This is a genomic window from Bacillus sp. ISL-47 (assembly GCF_018613175.1).
Classification (GTDB): domain Bacteria; phylum Bacillota; class Bacilli; order Bacillales; family Cytobacillaceae; genus Cytobacillus.
This window is the reverse complement of the sequence record NZ_JAGGQS010000006.1, coordinates 31,181-52,203: the sequence shown is the minus strand read 5'-3', so window position 1 is coordinate 52,203 and position 21,023 is coordinate 31,181. Positions and strand designations below refer to the sequence as shown.

Sequence of the window (21,023 nt, the reverse complement as noted above, 5' to 3'; positions counted from 1 at the left end):
TGCTCCCTTAATGTATATCTTATTATCTATATTTATCTATCATTTAAATATCTTACCAAATCCGACAAGGAATTACTATATAGTTAAAAAACTAGCAAAATTATGCAACTTTTTCAGCAGGTTTTCCGTCTAACAAATATGGATAAATAAAAAGGGAGGATATATGTCTATTTCTTTTCAAAAATATTAATTTGTACAAAATACATTTTCTTATTTTTAGTAAGGTGATATAATCATATCGGTTATGCTGGAAGCCCAGTAATACACTAGAGGTTGCTGAAATTAACATTTTAAAATAATACGGAATGGTTATGCTACATTTGAGGAGGTATTTCATGGTTTATGTAACCTTAGCTCTTTGTTTTATTGCTTCGGTACTTTTAACGCCATTAGTGAAGAAATTTGCCATTGCCATTGGGGCGACTGATAAGCCGAACCAAAGGAAAGTTCACCAAAAAATCATGCCGCGTTTAGGCGGTTTAGCGATATATATAAGTTTTATTATCGGGGTTTTCATCATGAGACCCGGCGACGAGAATTTCATTCCCATTATTATTGGCAGTTTGATTATAATTATTACAGGTGTTCTAGACGATATGCTTGAACTATCTGCCAAAATCAAACTGTTTGGCCAGCTGGCTGCAGCTCTTGTAGTCGTGCTAAGCGGCGTGCAGATGGAGTTCATCAAAATGCCATTTGGCGGTACACTGGAGTTTGGTTACTTTAGCATCCCGCTTACGATCCTTTGGATTGTAGGAATTACGAATGCCATCAACCTGATTGACGGTCTTGATGGCCTGGCTGCAGGTGTATCATCTATTGCATTAATTACGATCTCCGGAATGGCCATGCTGCAAGGGAATGTTTTCGTTCTGACAATTGGCCTTCTCCTGCTGGGAAGTACGCTAGGGTTTCTTGTTTACAATTTCCATCCAGCGAAAATATTTATGGGTGATACAGGTGCTCTGTTTTTAGGCTATATGATTTCAGTGCTCGCGCTGTTAGGTTTTAAAAACATAACCTTCTTGTCACTTGTTATCCCGGTTATTATCCTGGGTGTTCCCATTTCTGATACATTCTTTGCGATTATCAGAAGGTTCGTGAACAAGCAGCCTCTATCCGCACCGGATAAGTCCCATCTGCATCACTGCTTGCTGCGTTTAGGTTATTCTCATCGCCAAACGGTCCTGATCATCTATAGCATTGCGGGACTATTTGGACTAGCAGCAGTGATCTTCTCGCAGTCAACGGTATGGGGAGCCTTGCTCGTCGTGGGTGTGATCTTAATTGCAATTGAAATTTTTGCAGAAAAAATTGGACTTGTAGGACATGACTACAAGCCACTGCTGAAAATGCTCAGTGGAGCAAATGTAAAAAGTGGAGCAAACGTAAAAAACCGATAATACCTTCTTGCCGCAATCTTTTGATTGCGGCTTTTCAATGCGTTTTTTAGTGTGTCTAGCTTTGTAATGAAACATACATAAAAAGGATTTTTAATAAATCCTCAACACTTATTTGTGTTCCCATTTTAAACCATGTATTTTCCATTCATCATCTGTATAAATTAATGATAACAGCTCCTTATGCGGGGTATATAAGCCATCGCCTACCTAAAGGATTAATCACTTCAATTTTTTCAGTTGCGAACATTTGTTTTACTTCAGTTTTATCAGTGAATAAAACATGAAAATACGTTCCTTCTATAAATTCCGAACCATGAAAAGCCAGAACCCATTCCGCGTTTTCTTGTTTTATATTTCTCCCGTTTAAAATAAACTCTTCTATATAATCAGGTGTGAAATACACACTTACGCTCCAATCAACCAACAAAAATCTCAATTAGCCGCGTGCGTCTGAATTATTTGAAATAATCCGGCCTTTTTATTTAAACTTCTTGAAAGCTCATTGATGTTGTTAGCACCCTGTTGATTGGAGCGGAAGGTGCGAGACTCCTGCGGGAGGAGTGGGACAGGTGAGACCCCACAGGCGCTCGCGCCGAGGAGGCTCACCGCCCACCCCGCGGAAAGCGAGCATCCTGGAGCGGAAATCAACAGGCCAGTATAACAGAACCTTTTGTTTTAAAAAGGCTGTTTTCTAATAAATGTGTTTTTTGAATAAATTCGTGAATAGAAACATTGATATATAAAATCTATTTCAGTAAAAAATTCCCTTATCTTAAATGGAAAGTTTAGCTATTTATTTTTCGGCCAATTTTATATAATTGTCTCAAAAATATACTTTCCAAGGAGATTGAGATGAGAAAAGTTAGGGTTAGTATTGTACTTCTGCTGCTGTCTTTCGTTTGGTTTAGTGGTATGCAAACTGCTTCAGCTGCTTCTACAAACATTATAGTGCTGCTTGATGGAGAGCCTCTTGCGTTTGACCAGGCACCTGTGATTAAAAGCGGAAGGACTCTTGTTCCATTTCGGAAGATTTTTGAGGAATTAGGTGCAGATGTTTCCTATGATTCAAAATCGAAGACAGTTACAGCTGTCAGAGCTGATAAAGTAATCAAATTGAAGATAGGAAGTGTTTACACGACAGTCAATGGCAAGACGGTGAAAATTGAGGTGCCGGCACAAATTATGAACAGCCGTACCCTGGTGCCTCTTCGGTTTGTGTCAGAGTCCATCGGCGCAAAGGTTAGCTGGGATAATGATGAAAAAATAGTGGAAATTGAAACAATGGAAATGATGGTAGACCAATATTTCCAATCTTATAATAATGGAAGCTACTCTCTCGAGATCTCAGAGGCAGAATTTTTTAATCGGATCGAAAATCCTGGTCTCGATCAGGAAGTGGTGAATGTGTCGCTTTATTATAGCTATTTGGATGATAGCCAGTTTATCACTTCAGAGAACTTTTCGGTAAGAAAGATTGAGGATGATGAGTATGGTGTTTATATGACCACCTTTGGAGAACTTGTTGATGAAAATGGAAATACCTTCATAGATGGAGAATTTTATATGGAGGTTTATGACCTGGCAACAGATGAAATCGTATTGAGCGATACAGGGGAGCTGGATCATCTCCTGTACAACCAGTCTGTTTATTATACGATACCAATGGGTTTAAAGGATCTTGGTATTATAGATTAATAGAAAAGGAGACACAGAATGGTCTGTGCCTCCTTTTCTTTTGCCTAATTCAGAATTCGATATAGGAATAGGGCAAACTGGAATCGATTTAAGGATTCCTTCGGACGATACGTGTTATCAGGGAAACCTTCTGTAATATCATTTGCCAATAGTGTTGAAATGGAGTAATATCCAAAGGTTTCAGGCGTAACATCCGTAAATGGAACTTTTTCGCTTCCGCTTAGGTTAAATGCTCTATGCAGAATGACTGCCATTTCTGCTCTTGTTAAATTGGAAGATAAATCGAAGTAATTTTCGCTTTTACCTACCATAATTCCTTTGCTCGCAACGGCTGCAATTTCCTTATAAAATTTATGATCTTTCGGAACATCACGGAAATCAACGTCCTGAACATTTTCAGTGTCCAGCTTCAAGGCTCTTGTTAAGAGAAGGGCAGCCTCCATTCTGGAAATAGTTGTATTAGGTCTGAAGGTCCCATCCGGATAACCAGTTATGATCTGCTGGCTGGTTAATGCCGTGATTTCTTTGTAATATTTATAAGAAGCCGGGACATCTGAAAATTCTGTTTCCTCTTCTGTTACATTTACAGTGAACTTTTTGACTGCTTCTCCGTAGGATGCAGTGATGACAGCTTGTCCAGGCTTCGTTAGTGAAACGGTATTGCCCTGGACTTCGCCAAGTGTCGTTGTTACTTTCAATTTTGTCAGATCCTTAGGAAGCGGATTATAAAATTGATCTAAAACGGTTTTTAATTCAACAGAAACGCTTGTTCCTGCTATAACCTCTCCGCTTTTCGAAAGAGAAGCATTGATATATTTTGGATTGCCAATAGGCGCTGTGCTGATTACCTGAAGGGTGGAGGAAACAGATCTTTCCCAGCCATCAGAAGGGCGATTAATCAGTGAAGGATACTCCTGCCCCTGTTTCCGAATTGCCATTGCAGTAGAGCCGCCTCCATCAAGATTAATGGCTTTATAGGCTCCTATTTTAATTAGATAGTTTGCAAATTCAGGGAGCGTCATACCTGAACTGTAGCCTGATTGTCTTCCATCTACCGTAACCATGAAAACCTTTGTTTGTGTTTTATCAATAGCGATTGCCGTTCTTGGAGCTCTCTCCCTGGCACGGATGTTATTCGAATCCATATTAAGTCCATACGCACCATTATTAACTAGCATTGGTCCGCTGGCCAGCATGAATCTGGAGTTTTGCCATTTCGAATCGATGCTAAGATCGATCTGAACAGTATCACCTGGTTTTAATGACTTTAATGCTTCCTGTTTATCACCATGAGCAGATAAGATAAATCCATCTTCCGGGATCGTTGGAACAGTTGTATCACCAAAAGGCCTAATTGCTTGAACGGTCCCTGTTATGCGGTCTCCGAATGCCAAATCGCGGTTTTTAGAAGCATTTGTAAAAACGACTTCATAGCCCCATTGGTTTGTTCCTGGATTACGAGTAATGTTTTCAGGAGTGTATAGAATTAATTCATTGGCTTCACGGATTTTATTAATGCTTGTAATTTCTTTCGTGCTCCCGGAATGGGTCATCTTCACACTTAAGCTGTAATCTTCAATTTGGGCTTTACCGCTGCTGTTCACACCAAAAGCAGCCGGTTTATTTACATAATGCTCACTTTCAAATTGAGTTAAGCCGAGATTAACGAGCTTATTATTGTACGAGATTAAATACATCGGCAGTTTTGACTTCATATCAAAGAATGATCCATTGACTGCACCGATCACGCGATGCCCTTCATAATGGTTTCTTTTAGCTTGTGCTGAAGTAGCGGCTAAAGTGTTAAGCGGATCAGGGTATGACAGATCCAGCTGAGTATAAGTATCTGCTGTATTGATTTCTAGGAGATTAATAGCTTGCGGGTATGTATTAATTACTTCCTGGCTATATTTATATTGAACTCCAGAGGAAATAGGATACTGTGCTTTTGTTTCAGCGAATGCAGACTTTTGCGGGAAAGTAAAAAGGGACAAAGACATTAAAAATATTAAAGCTTTCTTTCTTTTGTGTAACAAAGTTGGGGCCTCCTTAATATATGTACCAAATATTACATTACCTATATATTTCTACCATACTATGAATTAATTGTCGAACTATCAAATATTGGAAAAAATTGTCGAAGAATGATAGTTTCACATAAAATAAACCACCCTATGGAATAGGATGGTTCAAGAATGTTATCTGGAAAGGAAGCCGCGCAGGATATATCTCCAATCCTTTTTAAAGGCTTCTTTTACTTTTTTCTTTTCTAGTTCTTTTGGCTCCAGTGTGGTCGTAAATAGGGATCCTGTTTTCTGCTGAACCTGCTTTGCGTTTTTGACTACAAATTCTTCAGGGGTTAACCCTTCTGTGATCTCCACTTTTTTGCCTTCTTTAATACCCGGCTTCACTTTACGCTTTTCAACCGTACCGGATGGCGTCAATACATACGAATAAGAATTCTTTTTCGCTTTTGTAACGCTGTTTTTATGAACCAGGAGTGCATTTGCAGATTCTCTTAATATAATGTCCACATTAACGTGATTTCCTGAATGCAGACCAGATTCATCTCCATTAAGCTGAATGAAGAATGGATAAAGTGTTTCATTCTCTAAATCCGGTTCTTTTTCAGGCATTTGAAGAATGTTAAGGATTTGTCCATCCCGCTTTTTTTCATCGTAAGGGCTTGATATCAAAACCTTCATGCCTTCCGTTACCTCATGGATTTCCTCTTCATTTAAGGCTCCTTTAACAGAAGGGGTGATAGAGCTTATCGTCATAACAGGATTATTGAGCGTTGGATTGATTTCTTTAACATAACCATCGAACTCGCTTTTCACTGTTACTACATCTGGTCTGTCATTTAGCTCATCTATTAGCTCTTCAAGTTTTTCAGATTCATTCTCCAGCAGTTCCTGTTCCAGTTCCTTTTGGGAAATTTCTTTTTCAAGGGAATAGATGGCTTCAAGATTTGGATTATCTTCATCCGCATCACTCTTTGCCTGGGTCAATAAGCTTTCCAGGTCTCTAATATGTGATTCAACACTATCCGCTTTATTGTCTGCCTCGCTTTTCTCAGCCTCCAGCCGGCTTACTTCCTGTTCAATCGAATGAGGTGAATACTCAAATAAGTCAGTTCCGTTTGAAATTTCATCACCGGGCTTTACTAGAAACTGATTAAAAGCACCAGCTTGATCATCATAATAAATCGGCATTTCTTCAGAGGGAGTAACCACTCCGGGTTTGTTTAGAACATTTTTTATAGATCCAATACGAACTTGCTGCCACTCTTCGATTCTCTCGATCTTTTCAATCTTACTGTCTTTTTTCTCAGTAAGATATAAATTACCTCCAACAAAAAGTGCAGATAAAAGGAAGAGGGTTATTTTTGCAGGTTTTTTCATATGCATGTGGCCACCACCTTAAATCAGCCTTTCTATTTCAATATAATCAAGAAGGGTGGATACAATCAGCAGAAATGCATGCAGTCCCAGTATTAATAAAAATAATACCCATCCTCTTTTTTCCGATAATCTTGTTAAGTAGATGTACTGCAAATAAATAATCCAAAAATGGAAGAGTGAGATCGTTCCGAAGAATATGATGAGAAAATTTTTGTCAGTCAGATATTGTGTTAAAACCCCAAATGAGAATGGGGAAGAGAATTGATCAAGCCCGATGGTTAACGCCAAGAGGCTAACTAACATTTTCTCAATTAATAAAACAGTATATGCAAGCATTTGAATGGTGACTAATTTCTTATAGTCTATTTCCGTAACGGTCCAGAAAAAAAGTGCAGGAAAAAATAAATAAAATAGACAGAATATGATTCCCCAGCCTGTCTCTCCTAAAATAAATAAAAGCTTTTTCGCCTCAAATTCACTGCTTGGCAGGCTTGTCAGTTCTTTTGATAAAATCTCGTTTCCAAGACCAAAGTATGACCCTAGAAAGTAGATGAAACCGCTGGTTAAAACCAATAAGAAAAGCCTTGGCCAAAATCTTGGAATTGCTTCAGCCTGCTTTAATTGATGCGAGGAGTAAGAAGGGAAAAAGATGCCTTTAAGCAGACGAAATCGATAGTACATATAAATCCTCCAAATGATTTTAATAGCAACAAATATTATTTTAACTCAACTTGAAATAAAAACCAAAAATTTAAATATAATACTTTTAATTTCCAAATATCTCAATTGAAGTATAATTAACTTAAATTATAGATTAAAAACCAAAAGATAAAACAATGTTTTATTTGGTAAATCATAGAAAAAACCTGCCGAAAAAAGGCAAGGTTTTTCTACCAATTAGCTATTTTACTTTTAATAAACGAGGTATACTTGTCATCCATTTGAAGTTCAAAGATGATTAATGATTTTTCCATATAGGACTTTGCACGATCGATTTCTTTTAACAGCTCATAATTATAGCCAATATGATAATGAAGTTCAGCGAGAAGAAATAAGTCTTCTTTCTCTATACACCAGTCAATGGCTTCCTTACAATAATTAATGGAACGATTAAACCGGCCAAGTCTTGTTAATACTCTAGCGATATTATAGAATAGTCTGCTTTTAATGGAGCCATCCTGAATGTGGGGTAAATAATGAAGCTGTTCATGTGCAAATTCATATACCTCCAACGCTGTTTCAAGCTGACCTTCCTCGAAATATATAATTCCTTTACTTATGATTATTTCCAGCTCGCGTTCAGTCCATATTTTATCATGAGTAAGATAAATGGCTTCTTCAAAATGAGAAAGGGCCTTTTTTACATTATTGGTCATATGATAGACATAAATCCCTTTATGCCATAACAGAATTTGAAGATTCCTCCTATTCTGAGAAAAAAGCGGATTTTTTTCTTCTGTCTTTACAATTTGCCTTACTTCTTCATAATCAAGCTTTCTTCTTGCAATCATAAGCTGCCTGCTAACTTCTTTAACATAATCCAGGCGAGGGGTTGTTCCAATATCAAAAAAGTAGTTGACATCAACTCCCAAGCGCTGAGATATTAAATAAAGAGTAGAAGCATAGGGATAAACATCGCCCTTTTCAATTTTGCTTATTTGTGCTTGGGTACATATGCCTGCAGCAAGATCTTTCTGAGATAGTCCTAGAAGCTTTCTTAATTCCTTAATTTTTCCCCCAATAGCTGAAAAGTCCACGTTCTCACCCCAATTGATATATTCCTAAAGTTATAAGTAAATAGAATAATGAAAGAAAATGGCTGAAAAACCATAAAAAACTAGGCTTTATGGCCTCTCATCGCCTCTCAGTGATTTTTAATATTATGTTTTAATAAAATTAAATGATCTTAACAATAGTTTACTTATTATAGGAGGAAATACTATGAAGAAACGTATTATTGCCATCATTGCTGCATTAACTTTAATTATGACAGCTGGAGCAGGAGTTGGAGCTGCTGCAAGCAATGGAAATGGCGGAGTTCAAACTTTAGAACTTCCTTCCATGCACTAAAATTAATACTTAAGAACTAGCTTTTCGGTTTTACGAACAATACCTTAAATCTCCATTTTGGCATCCTGGTGACAGGGTGCCTTTTTTTATCTATATAAATGAATATACTAGAATGTTTGGAAATTATAAACCAAAAAATATGCTTATAGTTATATTTTATAAGCTGACAATGCAGTTATGTTAAATAATAAGCAGAAAAAGGGGATTTTTAGCTCATTTGAAGAAATTCAGATGATTTAAAATCCTGTTATAGTATGGGTAAATCCTACTGAAAGAGGTGTCCAATGAATAAAGATCTTGAAATGAGAATTTTGCCGTCTTTTTGTGATAAGGAATGTTCCATCATTTTTTCGTTCTATTTTAACACGGAAAAGCAAAAAATAGGTGAAGCCGTCATTTGTACATGGTCTGAAGGATATCACCAAGAGGATTTAGACTCAGGAGCAGAAAAAAACTTCTCGCTCGGTAAAAAAATCGCATTAATTAAAGAGTTTGAAGTAATAGAGGAGTATAAAAAACGTTCTTTTCAGAAGATGATTGAGTTTTTAAAGGTTATAGGCATTCAGAATTATGTATATAAAAAGCAGGTCCAAGAGTTTAGTTTGAACCATTAAAGGAAAAATCGTCCACTCTATGAAGAGAGGACGATTGTTTTATAAGCGGCATTATGGTGTGCTGCTTTCTGTATTTGAACCAGTTAGTGATTGATTGGCAAGTTCAAGATGGTCTTTTAGCGTCACTTTTATTTCTTCCATGCCGGAGCTGTCCAGCTGATAATAATAAATTCCGTTAATGTAACTATCCTGGCCGGCCAGGTTTAATGTTTCAACGCTAAGGCCCGTTCCTGCTGTTGCGTAATCAATAAACGACTTCATTTCACTGAAGGAAAGATCTGTTTTCATATTATCGCCAACCGCTTCAATCACATCTGAGTACCTGGTAACAGACTTAACGGATACGGCTTTGTTCATAATGGCTTTTAGAATTTCCTGCTGCCTTTTCCCGCGCTCGATGTCATTATCAAGCTTTCGTGTCCGGGCTAAAGCTAGTGCTTCTTCACCATTCAGCTCCTGTATTCCTGGATTAAGGTTAATCGCATTTGCTCTATCGTGTGAATCCTGCTCGCTTAATGCATAAGGCACTTCTACTTCTATGCCTCCTAGTGCATCGACAATGTCTATAAAAGCATTGAAGTTCATATTCACATAGTAATCCACCGGTATGTCAAAGAGTTCCTCAACTGTTTCGATTGTGGAAGCAATGCCGCCTTTTCCATAAGCATGATTTATTTTATCTTCATAGCCCTTATTAGGGATATACACATAAGAATCACGCGGGATACTAAGCAGCTTAACGGATTTCTGTTCATCATTAAAGGTTGCCAGCATCAGTGCATCTGTCCGGGAGGCATCACTGAAGTTCCTTTTTTCGCTGTCATCAATTCCGGCAAATAAGATTGAAATATTGTCTATGTGCGGATCTGCTTTCGTTTCCCTCTTGGAGGACTCCCTTTCGATAGGGACGTATGACTCATCCATGACGGACTGAGCTTTATTATATAAGAATGCTCCGTAGGATATCGTGCTTACCAAGAGTATGAGGATAGGAAGCATTACCCACAAAAGAATTCTTCTGCGGCTTCTATTCTTTTTTTGAGCTTTCATCTGCTGTCTGGAGTTAGACATATGTGATCTCCTTAGAAAATAAAAATGGGAAAAAATTCACATTTAACACACTCAATATTTTAACCTTTTTTTAAGAATTCGTAAATTTCTTTTTTTATATGTCGCTTTCAAGGTAAAGCATGTCACCTTCAGATATTTTAGCCTGGCCATTTGTCAGTTCGATTATCCAATCAGTGAAGGTTTGAATCTGTGCTTCTTCAACGAAGGTTTCTACTTCAACCAGATCAAGATAATGGATTTCCTTGATTGCATAAACGGAGGAACGAAGCTCATTTTCGAGTTTGCCAAGCCAGGTATAGTCAACCCTGGTGTGCATGATCTTCATCAGTTTTCTTTCAACAATGCCAGTTGCTTGGATTCCTTCTGAAGTGGCTTTGCCGTAAGCGCGAATTAGGCCGCCTGCACCTAATTTTATTCCGCCGAAGTATCGGGTTATGACAGCTACTGTATCTTTTAATTGCTTTTTTTTCAGAACCTCGAGGATAGGGACACCGGCCGTGCCGCTTGGTTCTCCATCATCATTCGCTTTCTGGATTTGGTCATTTTCGCCAATTAGGTAGGCAGAACAATTATGGTTAGCGTCACGATGCTTTTTCTTAATGGTCTGAATGAACTCCTGTGCTTCTTCTTCGGATTCAGCCCGGGATATATAGGCAATAAACCTTGATTTTTGAATGTTAATTTCATGTTCGCCAAAGCCTTTTACTGTATAGTAGCGTGGCAGCATTTTACCACTCCTTTTGTATGCTTAGTATCGTTACTTAAATTATGACATGTTTATTCAGAAATCGACAGTTTAAAATTTCAATTGATTGTAATGAAACTTTAATATTGGTAACTTTTTCGCATGTTATAATGAAAAATATTCTGATAGTGAAAAATTCTTTATTGCAATATAATTTCTAGTTCTAAAAGTAGGATTCTTTTGTGATAAATATTTTGGATAATGGGCATGTTTCACTACTTGTTATATAGGATATAAGACATAGGTGGAAAAGATGAAACTGTGCCATTATACCGAATTTTTGATGTTTTGGTATAGTTTTCTTGTCAAGGAGATAGTATCCTTCTTTTATTCGCGTTAAAATGGGGGTTATAAAGTAAAAAGGCTGTCAACATGTTGGAGGACTTAAATGAATATAAAGAAATTTGACACGAAAACCCTCGATCTTATTTTGCAGAAAATGATAGATACTGTCGGAACAAGCAAGGATGAAATTTTTCGAATTAGCGAGCAGTGCCGGACTGACCATGAAACGCTTACTGATCAGTTAAAAGAAGTCAAGCATATGGTTCTGAAGGTCATTGATGAAGGGGACAAGCTTGAGGTGCAAACTAAGTTTGCCCGAAAGAGGCTCTCTGAAGTAAGTATGCATTTTAAGGACTATACAGAGGCCGAGGTTCGGGAGGCTTATGAAAAAGCACATCAGCTGCAAATGGACCTATCCATGAACAGGCAGATGGAAAAGCAGCTCCGGGACCGCCGGGATGATATTGAACGAAGGCTACTGGGTTTAAACGACACGATCGAACGGGCTGAAACGCTTGTTTCGCAAATCACGGTAGTTATGAATTACTTGATGGGTGACTTAAAGCAGATGGGGGAAGTCATTGAAGATGCCAAGGTCAAGCTGGATTTCGGTCTGAAAATTATCGAAGCTCAAGAGGAAGAGCGTAAACGGCTATCAAGGGATATCCATGATGGCCCTGCACAAATGATGGCAAATGTCATGATGCGGTCCGATTTAATTGAGCGGGTATATAATGAGCGGGGCGGAGATGCGGCTCTTACAGAGATTAAGGATCTTAAAAAAATGGTTCGAAGTGCTCTCTATGAGGTGCGGAGAATCATCTATGATCTGCGTCCAATGGCACTCGATGACCTGGGCTTAGTGCCTACCCTCAAAAAATACCTGCAAACCATCGAAGAGTATCACAGTACGACAAAAATTAAATTTGCAAACCTGGGCTTGGAAAAAAGACTTCCTGCCCAGTATGAGGTAGCACTTTTTAGACTGATTCAGGAATCAGTCACGAATGCACTTAAGCATGCGGAAGCACAAGAAATTGTTGTAAAGCTTGAAATTAATCAAAATAGAGTTGCCGCTGTCATTAAAGATAATGGCAAAGGATTTAATATCCAGGAGAAAAAAAGGCAATCATTTGGGATAATCGGAATGAGGGAGAGAGTAGAGCTTTTGGAAGGCCAGCTTTCAATCGATTCCAAAGCCGGAAAAGGCACGATAGTTATTATTCAAATACCTTTAACATTATAAAAAAGGATCTGTTAAAGCATATTGTTGTTTTTAGCACCCTGGTGATTGGAGCGGAAGGCACGAGACTCCCGCGGAAAGGGAGTGCCTGCAGCGGAAATCAACAGACCAATTTAACAGAGCCATAAAAAAGAGATAAACAACTGGAAGAACTCGGGGAGGCGAAGTAATTGAATACGAAGATCGTTATTATTGATGACCATCAATTATTCAGAGAAGGGGTAAAACGCATCTTAGATTTTGAAAGATCATTTGATGTTGTGGCAGAAGGAGATGATGGCACAGAAGCTATTTCATTGGTCGAGGAGTATAATCCAGATGTTATTATTATGGATATCAATATGCCGAATGTAAATGGTGTTGAGGCTACACGCCAGCTTATTGAAAAACATCCTGAATCCAAGGTGATCATCCTTTCCATTCATGATGATGAGAACTATGTTACACATGCGCTTAAAACTGGTGCCAGCGGATATCTATTGAAGGAAATGGATGCCGATGCATTGGTAGAGGCTGTTAAGGTTGTAGCAGAAGGCGGATCCTATCTGCATCCAAAGGTTACACATAATCTTGTGAACGAATATCGCCGCCTGGCAACAGTAAGTGCAGGAGGAGGCGGATCCTACTCACAGCCTGAAATTCGCCGTCCGCTCCACTTACTGACGCGCCGTGAATGCGAAGTCCTTCAGCTCCTTGCAGACGGAAAAAGCAATCGTGGAATCGGCGAAGCACTTTACATAAGTGAAAAAACCGTCAAGAACCACGTCAGCAATATCCTTCAGAAAATGAACGTCAATGACAGAACCCAAGCTGTTGTTGTAGCTATTAAAAATGGCTGGGTGGAAGTACGATAAAGGAAAAAACGGAATGGCTGCCGCCATTCCGTTTTTTTGTATTTTATGGGTACCAGGTACCACCCGAATTTTGTCGAAAAGTATTAATGGAAAAAGCACGCGAATGGGCATGGGCCGCTCGCGTGCTTTTTGTTTTTTCGTTTCTTGCAATCTCTTAATCTGCTTTGGAGCAGACAATAGATTAAGAGCTGATCAGGATTGCTTCGAAAAATAAGACTTAAGTTTAAGTTCCAGTTTAAAGGGCCCATTCATATACCTTCTCATCGCCATCTGGAAAAACTCCTCAATCAGCATAAACACTACAAATGGCAAGGCAATAACCCCAACCCAAAACCACATTTCATCCCCTCCCTATAAATCTAGTAATGATATGTATATAACACTTATGTAAAAATATTACATCACTCTCCGGTATAAATAAAGGGTTTAGGGTACCAGGTACCACCCGAATTTTGTCGAATTTCCTTATTGTCCTCCCATTATTCGATCCTAAACTTAATGCAATTTGTCACACGATCATATAAAATGGAACAAGAACATACAGTAGAGAAAAAAGATAAGGATGGTAACTCTATTTATGAAAACGGCTGTTGTAACAGATAGTACAGCATACATCCCCAAGGATTTAAGAGAAAAGTTACATATACATATGATTCCGCTTAGTGTGATTTTCGGCAATGAAACCTATCAGGAGGAAGTGGAGATCACTGCAGCGGATTTTTATGAAGAAGTGAAGCATAAGGAGCTGCCGACGACTTCGCAGCCTTCTGTTGGCCAGTTTGTTGAGCTATTTGAAGAGCTTTCGAAGGACTATGACGCAGTTGTTTCGATTCATCTATCGAGCGGCATCAGCGGCACTTTCCAGGGGTCCGTGACGGCTGGCAGCATGGTGGAAGGAATTCAGGTGTTCCCGTTTGATTCTGAGATTAGCTGTATGGTGCAGGGGTTCTATGTTTTAGAAGCTGCTGAACTGGCTGCGGCCGGGAAAAGCCCTCAGGAGATTGTCGAGCGTCTTGAAGAAATGAAGAAATCAATCCGCGCCTACTTTATGGTCGATGATCTATCTCATCTTCAGCGCGGCGGACGCCTTTCAAGTGCACAGGCATTGATTGGAAGCCTGCTGCAGGTAAAGCCGCTGCTTCACTTTGAGGACAAGAAGATCGTGCCTTTTGAAAAAATCCGCACCCGGAAAAAAGCCATGAAGCGTATGGTCGATTTGTTCTGGGAAGACGTGAAAAGCGGCGAGCCTTATCGAGCGGTCATTATTCATGCGAATCGGGAAGAGGAAGCGCGCGAATGGAAAGCTGAGCTTGCGGCTCAGTATCCGAATGTGGAATTTATGATCAGCTACTTTGGACCGGTTATCGGAACTCATTTGGGCGAAGGTGCGATGGGATTTGGCTGGGTAAAGAAGTAAAAGAAGGCGCCATCTTTTAAAGAGGATGGTGCTTTCTTTTTGTCTATATTGTGAAATACGCGAATGGACTTGAACAACTGGGTTGTAGAATGGCAAAATTGAAGAGTAGAAGATAGTTATTCTTTTTATCAAAAGTCTCTTTCTTCAAAGATTATTGTTTTCACTTATAAATTCTGCCCGTTGATTTCCGCTGCGGTCACTTGCTTTCCGCGGGGAGGAATGGGAGCCTCCTCGGCTTCGCCTGTGGGGTCTCCCACTCCCTCACTTCCCGCAGGACATTGAATAAACTTCCTTGAATAGACACCGCACGAAGAAAATGCGAATGCATTTTCGAGGATCAAGTGCCCTCCGCTACAATCAACTCAGAGCTCAAACTAAGTTAGCTTACCCGAAAGCAACAAACTTTACGAAAAAGCCTACCTAAAAAATAATGAGGTGATTTTTTGAGATTTACTTTAAGAAGCATTAAGCTATCTCCACATGTTAACGAACCCCCTCCAGACAGCCTCCCAATTACCTCGATTAAGACCACTCCAGAGCCACCGCTTAATCAAACTTTCCCTTTTAACAAAGAACTCCAGCAATTACTTCACGGAAAACAGCTTCTAATGGATGATCTGCCTTTCCCCCTGGAAGAAATCCAGCAACACTATGAAAACGGCCACATTCTTTACAGAAAAGGCATTAGTAAAGAGAATAATAAGATTGCCTGTGCGAGGTGCGGCAATCAGGATCTCTCGCTTTTTGCCAGCTTTCCCTGTGCGCGCTGCGGTGAGAAGGGTTGTACCTATTGCCGGAAGTGCATCATGATGGGGAGGGTGGGTGCTTGTGCACCTTTGATTAGCTGGCGGGGGACAGAGCAGGACGAGGTGATAGCTCAGGATTCTTTAGTTTGGAACGGCAAGCTTTCAGATGGGCAGCAGGCTGCCTCTGATCGAGTAAAGCAGGCTATCCAAGTTAATAAAGAACTCCTCGTATGGGCCGTATGCGGAGCCGGGAAAACAGAAGTGCTTTTCGATGGAATCAGCACGGCCCTCGCATCTGGAAAAAGAGTCTGCATTGCCACTCCGCGGACTGATGTGGTCCTTGAGCTTGGACCTCGTCTAAAAGCAGTCTTCCCCGGTATCCAAGTTGCCGTCCTCTACGGTGGCAGTGAAGACCGCCATCTCCAGGCTCCGCTAACCATCGCCACCACTCACCAGCTTCTCCGTTTCTATAAAGCCTTCGATACCGTCATCGTGGATGAAGTAGACGCCTTTCCGTACACGGCAGACGAAAGCCTGCAATATGCTGTCCGCCAAGCCCGCAAAGACCTCTCCTCGATGATCAGCCTAACAGCAACTCCAAACCGGAAATGGCAAAATGAATGCCGGAGCGGGAAGAGAGATTTTGTCACCATCCCCGCAAGATATCACCGTCACCCTTTACCAGCTCCAGCCTTCAAATGGTGCGGCAACTGGGAAAAAGCTCTCAAAAAGGACAAGCTTCCGCCGCCAGTCACCCAATGGATCAAAAAGCGGCTCGAAACCCAAAAGCAATGCCTGCTGTTCCTCCCAAAAATCGATAAGATGGAAACAGTCCTAACTATCCTCAAGAAACTCCACCCGAAAATTGAAGCGGTTCACGCGGAAGATCCAGACCGAAAAAGCAAGGTCCAAGCCATGCGCGACAAAGAGATCCCGATGCTTTTAACCACAACCATTCTGGAAAGAGGCGTAACCTTCCCCAATATTGATGTAGCCGTTCTAGGAGCAGAAGACCGCATTTTTACAGAAAGTGCCCTTGTCCAGATCGCCGGCAGGGCTGGGAGAAGCGCGCAATTTCCCGCTGGCGATATAACCTTTTTCCACTACGGCAAAACAGAAAACATGGTTCAAGCACGTAAACAAATCCTCCAAATGAATATAGAAGCCAGAAAGAAAGGACTGATTGATTATTAATTGTCTCATTTGCCACGAAGAAATCACCCTAGTAGTAAGCTGGTCGACTCTTTGGTCCAGGCCAAAAGAAGATCACCTGTGCATGAATTGCACCGAAAAACTCTCTTTTATCCAAGGGGAAACCTGCGAAAAGTGCAGCCGTCCGTTCAGTCAATTAGAACCGCAATTTCGTACCGGAAACCTTTGCCGGGACTGTCTAAAATGGAATGAGGATCCGGAGTGGGGCCATTGCCTTGAGAGCAACCACTCCCTTTTCCTATACGATGACTTCCTAAAAGAAGTCATTGCCCAATATAAATTCCGAGGAGATTATATCCTTGCCAAAGCGTTCTCTCCTTTTATAAAAGCAAAGCTGCAAACGCTCGCCTTCGATCTGCTTGTCCCTATCCCATTAAGTCCTGAGCGGCTTTATGAAAGAGGATTCAATCAGTCAGCTGCACTATTCCAGGAGGCGGGATTTGCATCAACAGAAGTCCTTCAGCGCACCCACTCCGAAAAACAATCCAAAAAATCACGAAAAGAGCGAATCCATCTCCAGCAGGTCTTCCAGCTCATTCCGAATACAGACATTCGAGACAAAAAAATTCTCCTCATGGATGATATCTATACAACCGGCTCTACCTTATACCATGCCGCGAAAGTGCTGAAAGTAACAGGAGCGGCTTCCGTTAGCTCAGTCACAATCGCACGAGGTTAAAAATGGAAAAACTTTCATTTACATTAATTGTTAACAATCTGTTCATAGTGCTAACGTCATATGGTAACATATTCTAATTAAGGGCAAATTTTACGAAAGTAAAAGACGCAAAGCTGCGGGCCTAAAGCAGGTTCCTGCCATGGCAGCCGGGTTGCATAGAAAAATGAACACTTTCCTCATTTGCCTTTTTAAAAGGAAAGGACGTTATGCATTGAACAAATTATTTACTCGATTTAGCAGGAAGCCAATGGATGAGATCGTCAATCTGGATATTGAAGATCCCGCTATCTTTCGGACCCTATTTATTCATAATCCCGATATGACTTATATTACTGACCTTAAAGGAAACATAATCGAAGTAAACAAAAGTACATATAGCATCACCGGGTTCACGAAGGATGAGATTATAGGCGCCGATATTTCTTCTTTTATCAATGAGGAAGAGATCCCGGGTGTTTTGAGTGCATTTCAGCAGGTTTTAAAAGGGAGAGCGAAAAATACGATCTTTTCAATTTTTCATAAAAAAGGTCATTTACTAAAAGTGAATAATATATCCATCCCCGTTTATAAAGATAAGCAGATCATTGGTGCCATTGGCATTTCGAAGGATATTACAAGAGAAGAGAACTTGAAAGAGACATTGGAGCTGCAGAATCAAAAGTACAAGTCCCTTTTTGATTATCATCCCGATGCTATTTATACACTGGATCCAGAGGGGAATTTTTCAGAGTACAATGATTCTTTAGAGGAGCTGCTCGGAGGTTCTCCCGAGTATTTGTCCGGTTCCTTTCGGGATGTTATTGCAGAAGAGTATTTGGATACGACTGTTGAGCATTTTCAAAAAGCCCTTCAAGGCAGCCCGCAAACCTATCATAGTGTTGGGGTTAAGAGGGATCATGATTTGGTAGATGTACAAGTCACAAATGTTCCCATTAAAGTTAATGGCCAAATTAAGGGTGTTTTTGGGATTGCAAAGGATATAACCAGCTTTATTCAACAGCAAAGGGAGCTGGAAAAGATCAAGGATAGCCTTAATCGTGCCCAGATGGTCGCCAATATTGGGAGTCTTGAGTATGACGTGGAGAAGGATAGGGGATTTTGGTCTCTGCAATTGTTTCGGATTTTTGGCATTGATCCCCAAGAGGGATTCGTCCCAACATTTGATGCTTATTTAGGCTATATCCATCCGGAAGATCGGACTGCTTTTAAAATACAGTTTAATAGGCTTTTGAATGAAAAAAGAAGTGCGGTAATCGAGTGCCGCATTTTAAGGAAGGATGGGCAGGAGCGATATATTCAGCATAAAGCAAGTTTCCTTGATGAGCATCAATTCCCTAAAATTGTCGCAACGGTTCAGGACATAACCGAGAAACGGCAGATTGAAGAGAAGCTTTATGAGAACGAACGTAAAATAGCGCAAATCTATGAAAATCTTGATGTAGGAATCTATTCTGCTGATTTAATAAATAGAAAGGTCCTTCACTTCTCAAGGGGAGTAGTAGGCATCTTTGGCTATACGGCAGAGGATTTTATAACTGATTTTGAGTTATGGAACAGGATCATTCTGCCCGAGGATAGGCCAGGGGTCTCCTCAGAGCGGGAGAAGCTGAAGGAAGGGAAAAGCATCCGCTATCAATATCGTATTCTCCATAAATCCGGTGAGCAAAAATGGGTGAATGTTGATGCCATTCCGATTTTGAATGAAGAAGGGGAATTAATTCAGGCAGATGGCTTTGTTGCCGATATTACAGAATCCAAGAGGCTGGAAGAGAAGATGAGGCATATGGCTTTTCATGATTATTTAACAGGGCTGCCGAATCGAAGATCCTTTGACGAGAAGCTGAACAGTCTGCTGGAAACCGGCACTCAGGCAAAATTCGCTGTTATGTTTTTTGAAATGGAGCGGTTAAAGCATATTAATGACACATTAGGCAATGCAGTCGGGGATGAACTCTTAAAGCAGGTTTCTCAAAGAATAGTAAAATCGCTTAAAGGCAGCCAGATGGCAGCAAGAATCAACGGGGATGAATTCGCGATTATCATGGAGGGGTTTCATAGCATTGAAGAGCCTACACGGTTAGCTCAGGAAATCACCCGGTCGACTTCAAATTCTTATATCATTGACAGCTATGAACTGTATATAAACTCCACAATCGGCATAAGCATTTACCCCAATAACGGCAAAACGGCGGAAGAGATCATCCGAAACGCAGATGCTGCCCTCTACCATGCCAAACAAAGAGGGAAAAACAGCTATCAGGTATATAATTCCTCCATGGATATCCAAGCCTACAAGCTTTTTACCCTTGAACGCGATATGCGGGAAGCCTTGAAAAATAATGAATTATATCTTGAATACCAGCCAAGAGTGGATACAAAAACGGGCCGTATTTTAAGTGCAGAAGCCTTGATTAGGTGGAATCATCCGGATTGGGGGAGAGTATCTCCGGCTGAATTCATCCCGGTAGCGGAGGAATCAGGGCTGATTCTGGATATTGGCGATTATGTGATATGGAAAGTCTGTGAAAAGATTCAGGAATGGAAGAAAAAAGGTCTTCATGTCGTTCCGATCTCAGTCAATATATCTCCGCAGCGCTTTTTAAAAAATGATCTGGTGTCTGTTTTTAAAAGCGCCGTTACACAACATGGAATCGAACCGAACTTGATCGAGCTCGAATTAACCGAGTCTTCGCTGATTAACTACTCGGAGAATGTAATATCAGCCTTAACAGAGCTGGGCGAAATGGGTGTGAAAATTGCCCTGGACGATTTCGGAACGGGCTATTCCTCCATCACCCAGCTGAAACAGTATAAGTTTGATGTCTTAAAAATTGATAAATCCTTTATTCAGAACATGGATAAAAGCCCTGAAGATACCGTGATCACTGCCAATCTTATTCAGCTGGCACATGGGCTGAATATGGAGGTTGTTGCAGAAGGGGTCGAAACCTTTGAGCAATATCAATTCTTAAGGCAAAAGGAATGTGACCAAATTCAAGGCTTCCTTTTCAGCAAACCTCTGCCGCACAATATCTTCGAACAAAAGCTAGCAGCTGGAATGCTAAAGCCTAAGGATGCCCAAAGGGAGAATGTCTTTAAAAAGCTGAGGAAATTCTTCCGTGTAGAATTTCCCTATCCGCTTGGAGCCGATATGACGATCCTGAAGCTCAATAACAAGAAAGTCGAAATGGGAACGACTGAGATCTTAATCGAAGACATGGGCCCGGGTGGGGTTAAGTTCTTATCCCCAATCAAATTGCCAGTCAGACAGGATATTATTTTAAAGATTGAAACAGAAATACTGGGAGAAACCGTGTCCTTTACAGGGTTCATCGTCTGGAAAGAGGAGATATCCGATACCCTCAATAACTATGGCTTCCAATTTATATTGGATGAAAATCAAAGGTCAGAACTGGTTACCATGCTGAATAAACTGCAAATCCAGCTGAAAAAACACTCCATGGTCCCGGAATGCCGTTTCATCCAAATTAGCAGCAGCCACATGTATTTTGATTAATTTTTCTATAATTCTCCTTTTCTTCGAGCTATAATGTTGTCAGAAGATAACAGGAAAGGGAGAATCAT

The 21,023-nt window shown here is 40.3% G+C and carries 18 protein-coding genes and 1 riboswitch; of the genes, 10 read left to right on the top strand and 8 right to left on the bottom strand.

All coding sequences use genetic code 11. From position 1 onward, the window contains the following. Positions 1–335 precede the first annotated feature (335 nt). Positions 336–1,403, top strand: a complete 1,068-nt coding sequence (locus J7I93_RS03215; protein WP_214723243.1) for a glycosyltransferase family 4 protein — start codon at positions 336–338, stop codon at positions 1,401–1,403. A 178-nt stretch (positions 1,404–1,581) separates the two neighbouring features. Here J7I93_RS03215 and J7I93_RS03210 read toward each other — a convergent pair whose 3' ends face one another. After that, positions 1,582–1,806: a hypothetical protein gene (locus tag J7I93_RS03210; protein ID WP_214723241.1), complete on the bottom strand. Its 225-nt coding sequence runs from the start codon at positions 1,804–1,806 to the stop codon at positions 1,582–1,584. 449 nt (positions 1,807–2,255) lie between these two features. On the opposite strand from J7I93_RS03210, the gene J7I93_RS03205 reads away from it, so the two are divergent. Then, positions 2,256–3,098: a copper amine oxidase N-terminal domain-containing protein gene (locus tag J7I93_RS03205; RefSeq protein WP_214723239.1), complete on the top strand. Its 843-nt coding sequence runs from the start codon at positions 2,256–2,258 to the stop codon at positions 3,096–3,098. A 44-nt stretch (positions 3,099–3,142) separates the two neighbouring features. On the opposite strand, the gene J7I93_RS03200 is transcribed toward J7I93_RS03205, so the two are convergent. From J7I93_RS03200 to J7I93_RS03185, 4 genes are all read right to left on the bottom strand, one after another. Then, entirely contained in the window at positions 3,143–5,134 is a 1,992-nt protein-coding gene (locus J7I93_RS03200) for a phosphodiester glycosidase family protein (RefSeq protein ID WP_214723236.1), read from the bottom strand. Between the two features lie 162 nt (positions 5,135–5,296). Next, complete coding sequence (locus tag J7I93_RS03195) at positions 5,297–6,508, bottom strand: efflux RND transporter periplasmic adaptor subunit (protein WP_214723234.1); 1,212 nt, start codon at positions 6,506–6,508, stop codon at positions 5,297–5,299. A 12-nt stretch (positions 6,509–6,520) separates the two neighbouring features. Next, positions 6,521–7,183 carry a hypothetical protein gene (locus tag J7I93_RS03190; RefSeq protein ID WP_214723232.1) on the bottom strand — a complete coding sequence of 221 codons (663 nt, stop codon included), beginning with the start codon at positions 7,181–7,183 and terminating at the stop codon, positions 6,521–6,523. Positions 7,184–7,392: 209 nt separating this feature from the next. Continuing rightward, positions 7,393–8,259, bottom strand: coding sequence for a helix-turn-helix domain-containing protein (locus J7I93_RS03185; RefSeq protein ID WP_214723230.1), 867 nt, complete (start codon positions 8,257–8,259; stop codon positions 7,393–7,395). Between the two features lie 184 nt (positions 8,260–8,443). On the opposite strand from J7I93_RS03185, the gene J7I93_RS25350 reads away from it, so the two are divergent. Together J7I93_RS25350 and J7I93_RS03180 are read left to right on the top strand one after the other, a co-directional pair. Further along, positions 8,444–8,572: a hypothetical protein gene (locus J7I93_RS25350; RefSeq protein ID WP_285289062.1), complete on the top strand. Its 129-nt coding sequence runs from the start codon at positions 8,444–8,446 to the stop codon at positions 8,570–8,572. Positions 8,573–8,856: 284 nt separating this feature from the next. Further along, on the top strand, positions 8,857–9,186 hold the full coding sequence (locus tag J7I93_RS03180; RefSeq protein WP_214723228.1) for a hypothetical protein: 330 nt from the start codon (positions 8,857–8,859) through the stop codon (positions 9,184–9,186). Between the two features lie 51 nt (positions 9,187–9,237). Here the strand turns inward: J7I93_RS03180 and J7I93_RS03175 are convergent, their stop codons facing one another. Further along, the gene (locus J7I93_RS03175; RefSeq protein WP_214723226.1) at positions 9,238–10,257 is read right to left on the bottom strand and encodes an LCP family protein; all 1,020 of its coding nucleotides are present in this window, start codon (positions 10,255–10,257) and stop codon (positions 9,238–9,240) included. 94 nt (positions 10,258–10,351) lie between these two features. Continuing rightward, positions 10,352–10,984: a YigZ family protein gene (locus tag J7I93_RS03170; RefSeq protein WP_214723224.1), complete on the bottom strand. Its 633-nt coding sequence runs from the start codon at positions 10,982–10,984 to the stop codon at positions 10,352–10,354. Positions 10,985–11,390: 406 nt separating this feature from the next. Here J7I93_RS03170 and J7I93_RS03165 point away from each other — a divergent pair, with 406 nt between their 5' ends. Together J7I93_RS03165 and J7I93_RS03160 are read left to right on the top strand one after the other, a co-directional pair. Next, complete coding sequence (locus J7I93_RS03165) at positions 11,391–12,533, top strand: sensor histidine kinase (RefSeq protein ID WP_214723222.1); 1,143 nt, start codon at positions 11,391–11,393, stop codon at positions 12,531–12,533. 167 nt (positions 12,534–12,700) lie between these two features. Continuing rightward, positions 12,701–13,384, top strand: a complete 684-nt coding sequence (locus tag J7I93_RS03160) for a response regulator (RefSeq protein WP_214723220.1) — start codon at positions 12,701–12,703, stop codon at positions 13,382–13,384. A 192-nt stretch (positions 13,385–13,576) separates the two neighbouring features. Here J7I93_RS03160 and J7I93_RS03155 read toward each other — a convergent pair whose 3' ends face one another. Next, positions 13,577–13,723, bottom strand: a complete 147-nt coding sequence (locus tag J7I93_RS03155; RefSeq protein WP_214723218.1) for a hypothetical protein — start codon at positions 13,721–13,723, stop codon at positions 13,577–13,579. 238 nt (positions 13,724–13,961) lie between these two features. Between J7I93_RS03155 and J7I93_RS03150 the strand changes: the two genes are divergently transcribed. The 4 genes from J7I93_RS03150 to J7I93_RS03135 all read left to right on the top strand — a co-directional run bounded on the left by J7I93_RS03150 (position 13,962) and on the right by J7I93_RS03135 (position 20,955). After that, a complete protein-coding gene (locus J7I93_RS03150; protein ID WP_214723216.1) occupies positions 13,962–14,801 on the top strand; it encodes a DegV family protein in 840 nt (279 codons plus the stop codon). 443 nt (positions 14,802–15,244) lie between these two features. Continuing rightward, positions 15,245–16,741: an ATP-dependent helicase ComFA gene (locus tag J7I93_RS03145; RefSeq protein WP_251025708.1), complete on the top strand. Its 1,497-nt coding sequence runs from the start codon at positions 15,245–15,247 to the stop codon at positions 16,739–16,741. Then, entirely contained in the window at positions 16,731–17,438 is a 708-nt protein-coding gene (locus tag J7I93_RS03140; protein WP_251025707.1) for a ComFC family protein, read from the top strand. Before J7I93_RS03145 ends, J7I93_RS03140 begins: the two co-directional genes overlap by 11 nt. Positions 17,439–17,510: 72 nt before the next feature. Continuing rightward, positions 17,511–17,597: riboswitch (cyclic di-GMP riboswitch) on the top strand. A gap of 88 nt (positions 17,598–17,685) precedes the next feature. After that, a complete protein-coding gene (locus tag J7I93_RS03135; RefSeq protein ID WP_214723212.1) occupies positions 17,686–20,955 on the top strand; it encodes an EAL domain-containing protein in 3,270 nt (1,089 codons plus the stop codon). Positions 20,956–21,023: the final 68 nt, after the last annotated feature.

Bases quoted from the DNA above. Each gene is read 5' to 3' on its own strand.
- J7I93_RS03165 (WP_214723222.1), top strand. From the start codon at position 11,391: ATGAATATAAAGAAATTTGACACGAAAACCCTCGATCTTATTTTGCAG.
- J7I93_RS03175 (WP_214723226.1), bottom strand. From the start codon at position 10,257: ATGTCTAACTCCAGACAGCAGATGAAAGCTCAAAAAAAGAATAGAAGC.
- J7I93_RS03215 (WP_214723243.1), top strand. From the start codon at position 336: ATGGTTTATGTAACCTTAGCTCTTTGTTTTATTGCTTCGGTACTTTTA.
- J7I93_RS03180 (WP_214723228.1), top strand. From the start codon at position 8,857: ATGAATAAAGATCTTGAAATGAGAATTTTGCCGTCTTTTTGTGATAAG.
- J7I93_RS03155 (WP_214723218.1), bottom strand. From the start codon at position 13,723: ATGTGGTTTTGGGTTGGGGTTATTGCCTTGCCATTTGTAGTGTTTATG.
- J7I93_RS03170 (WP_214723224.1), bottom strand. From the start codon at position 10,984: ATGCTGCCACGCTACTATACAGTAAAAGGCTTTGGCGAACATGAAATT.
- J7I93_RS03150 (WP_214723216.1), top strand. From the start codon at position 13,962: ATGAAAACGGCTGTTGTAACAGATAGTACAGCATACATCCCCAAGGAT.
- J7I93_RS03195 (WP_214723234.1), bottom strand. From the start codon at position 6,508: ATGCATATGAAAAAACCTGCAAAAATAACCCTCTTCCTTTTATCTGCA.
- J7I93_RS03135 (WP_214723212.1), top strand. From the start codon at position 17,686: ATGGATGAGATCGTCAATCTGGATATTGAAGATCCCGCTATCTTTCGG.
- J7I93_RS03190 (WP_214723232.1), bottom strand. From the start codon at position 7,183: ATGTACTATCGATTTCGTCTGCTTAAAGGCATCTTTTTCCCTTCTTAC.
- J7I93_RS03205 (WP_214723239.1), top strand. From the start codon at position 2,256: ATGAGAAAAGTTAGGGTTAGTATTGTACTTCTGCTGCTGTCTTTCGTT.
- J7I93_RS25350 (WP_285289062.1), top strand. From the start codon at position 8,444: ATGAAGAAACGTATTATTGCCATCATTGCTGCATTAACTTTAATTATG.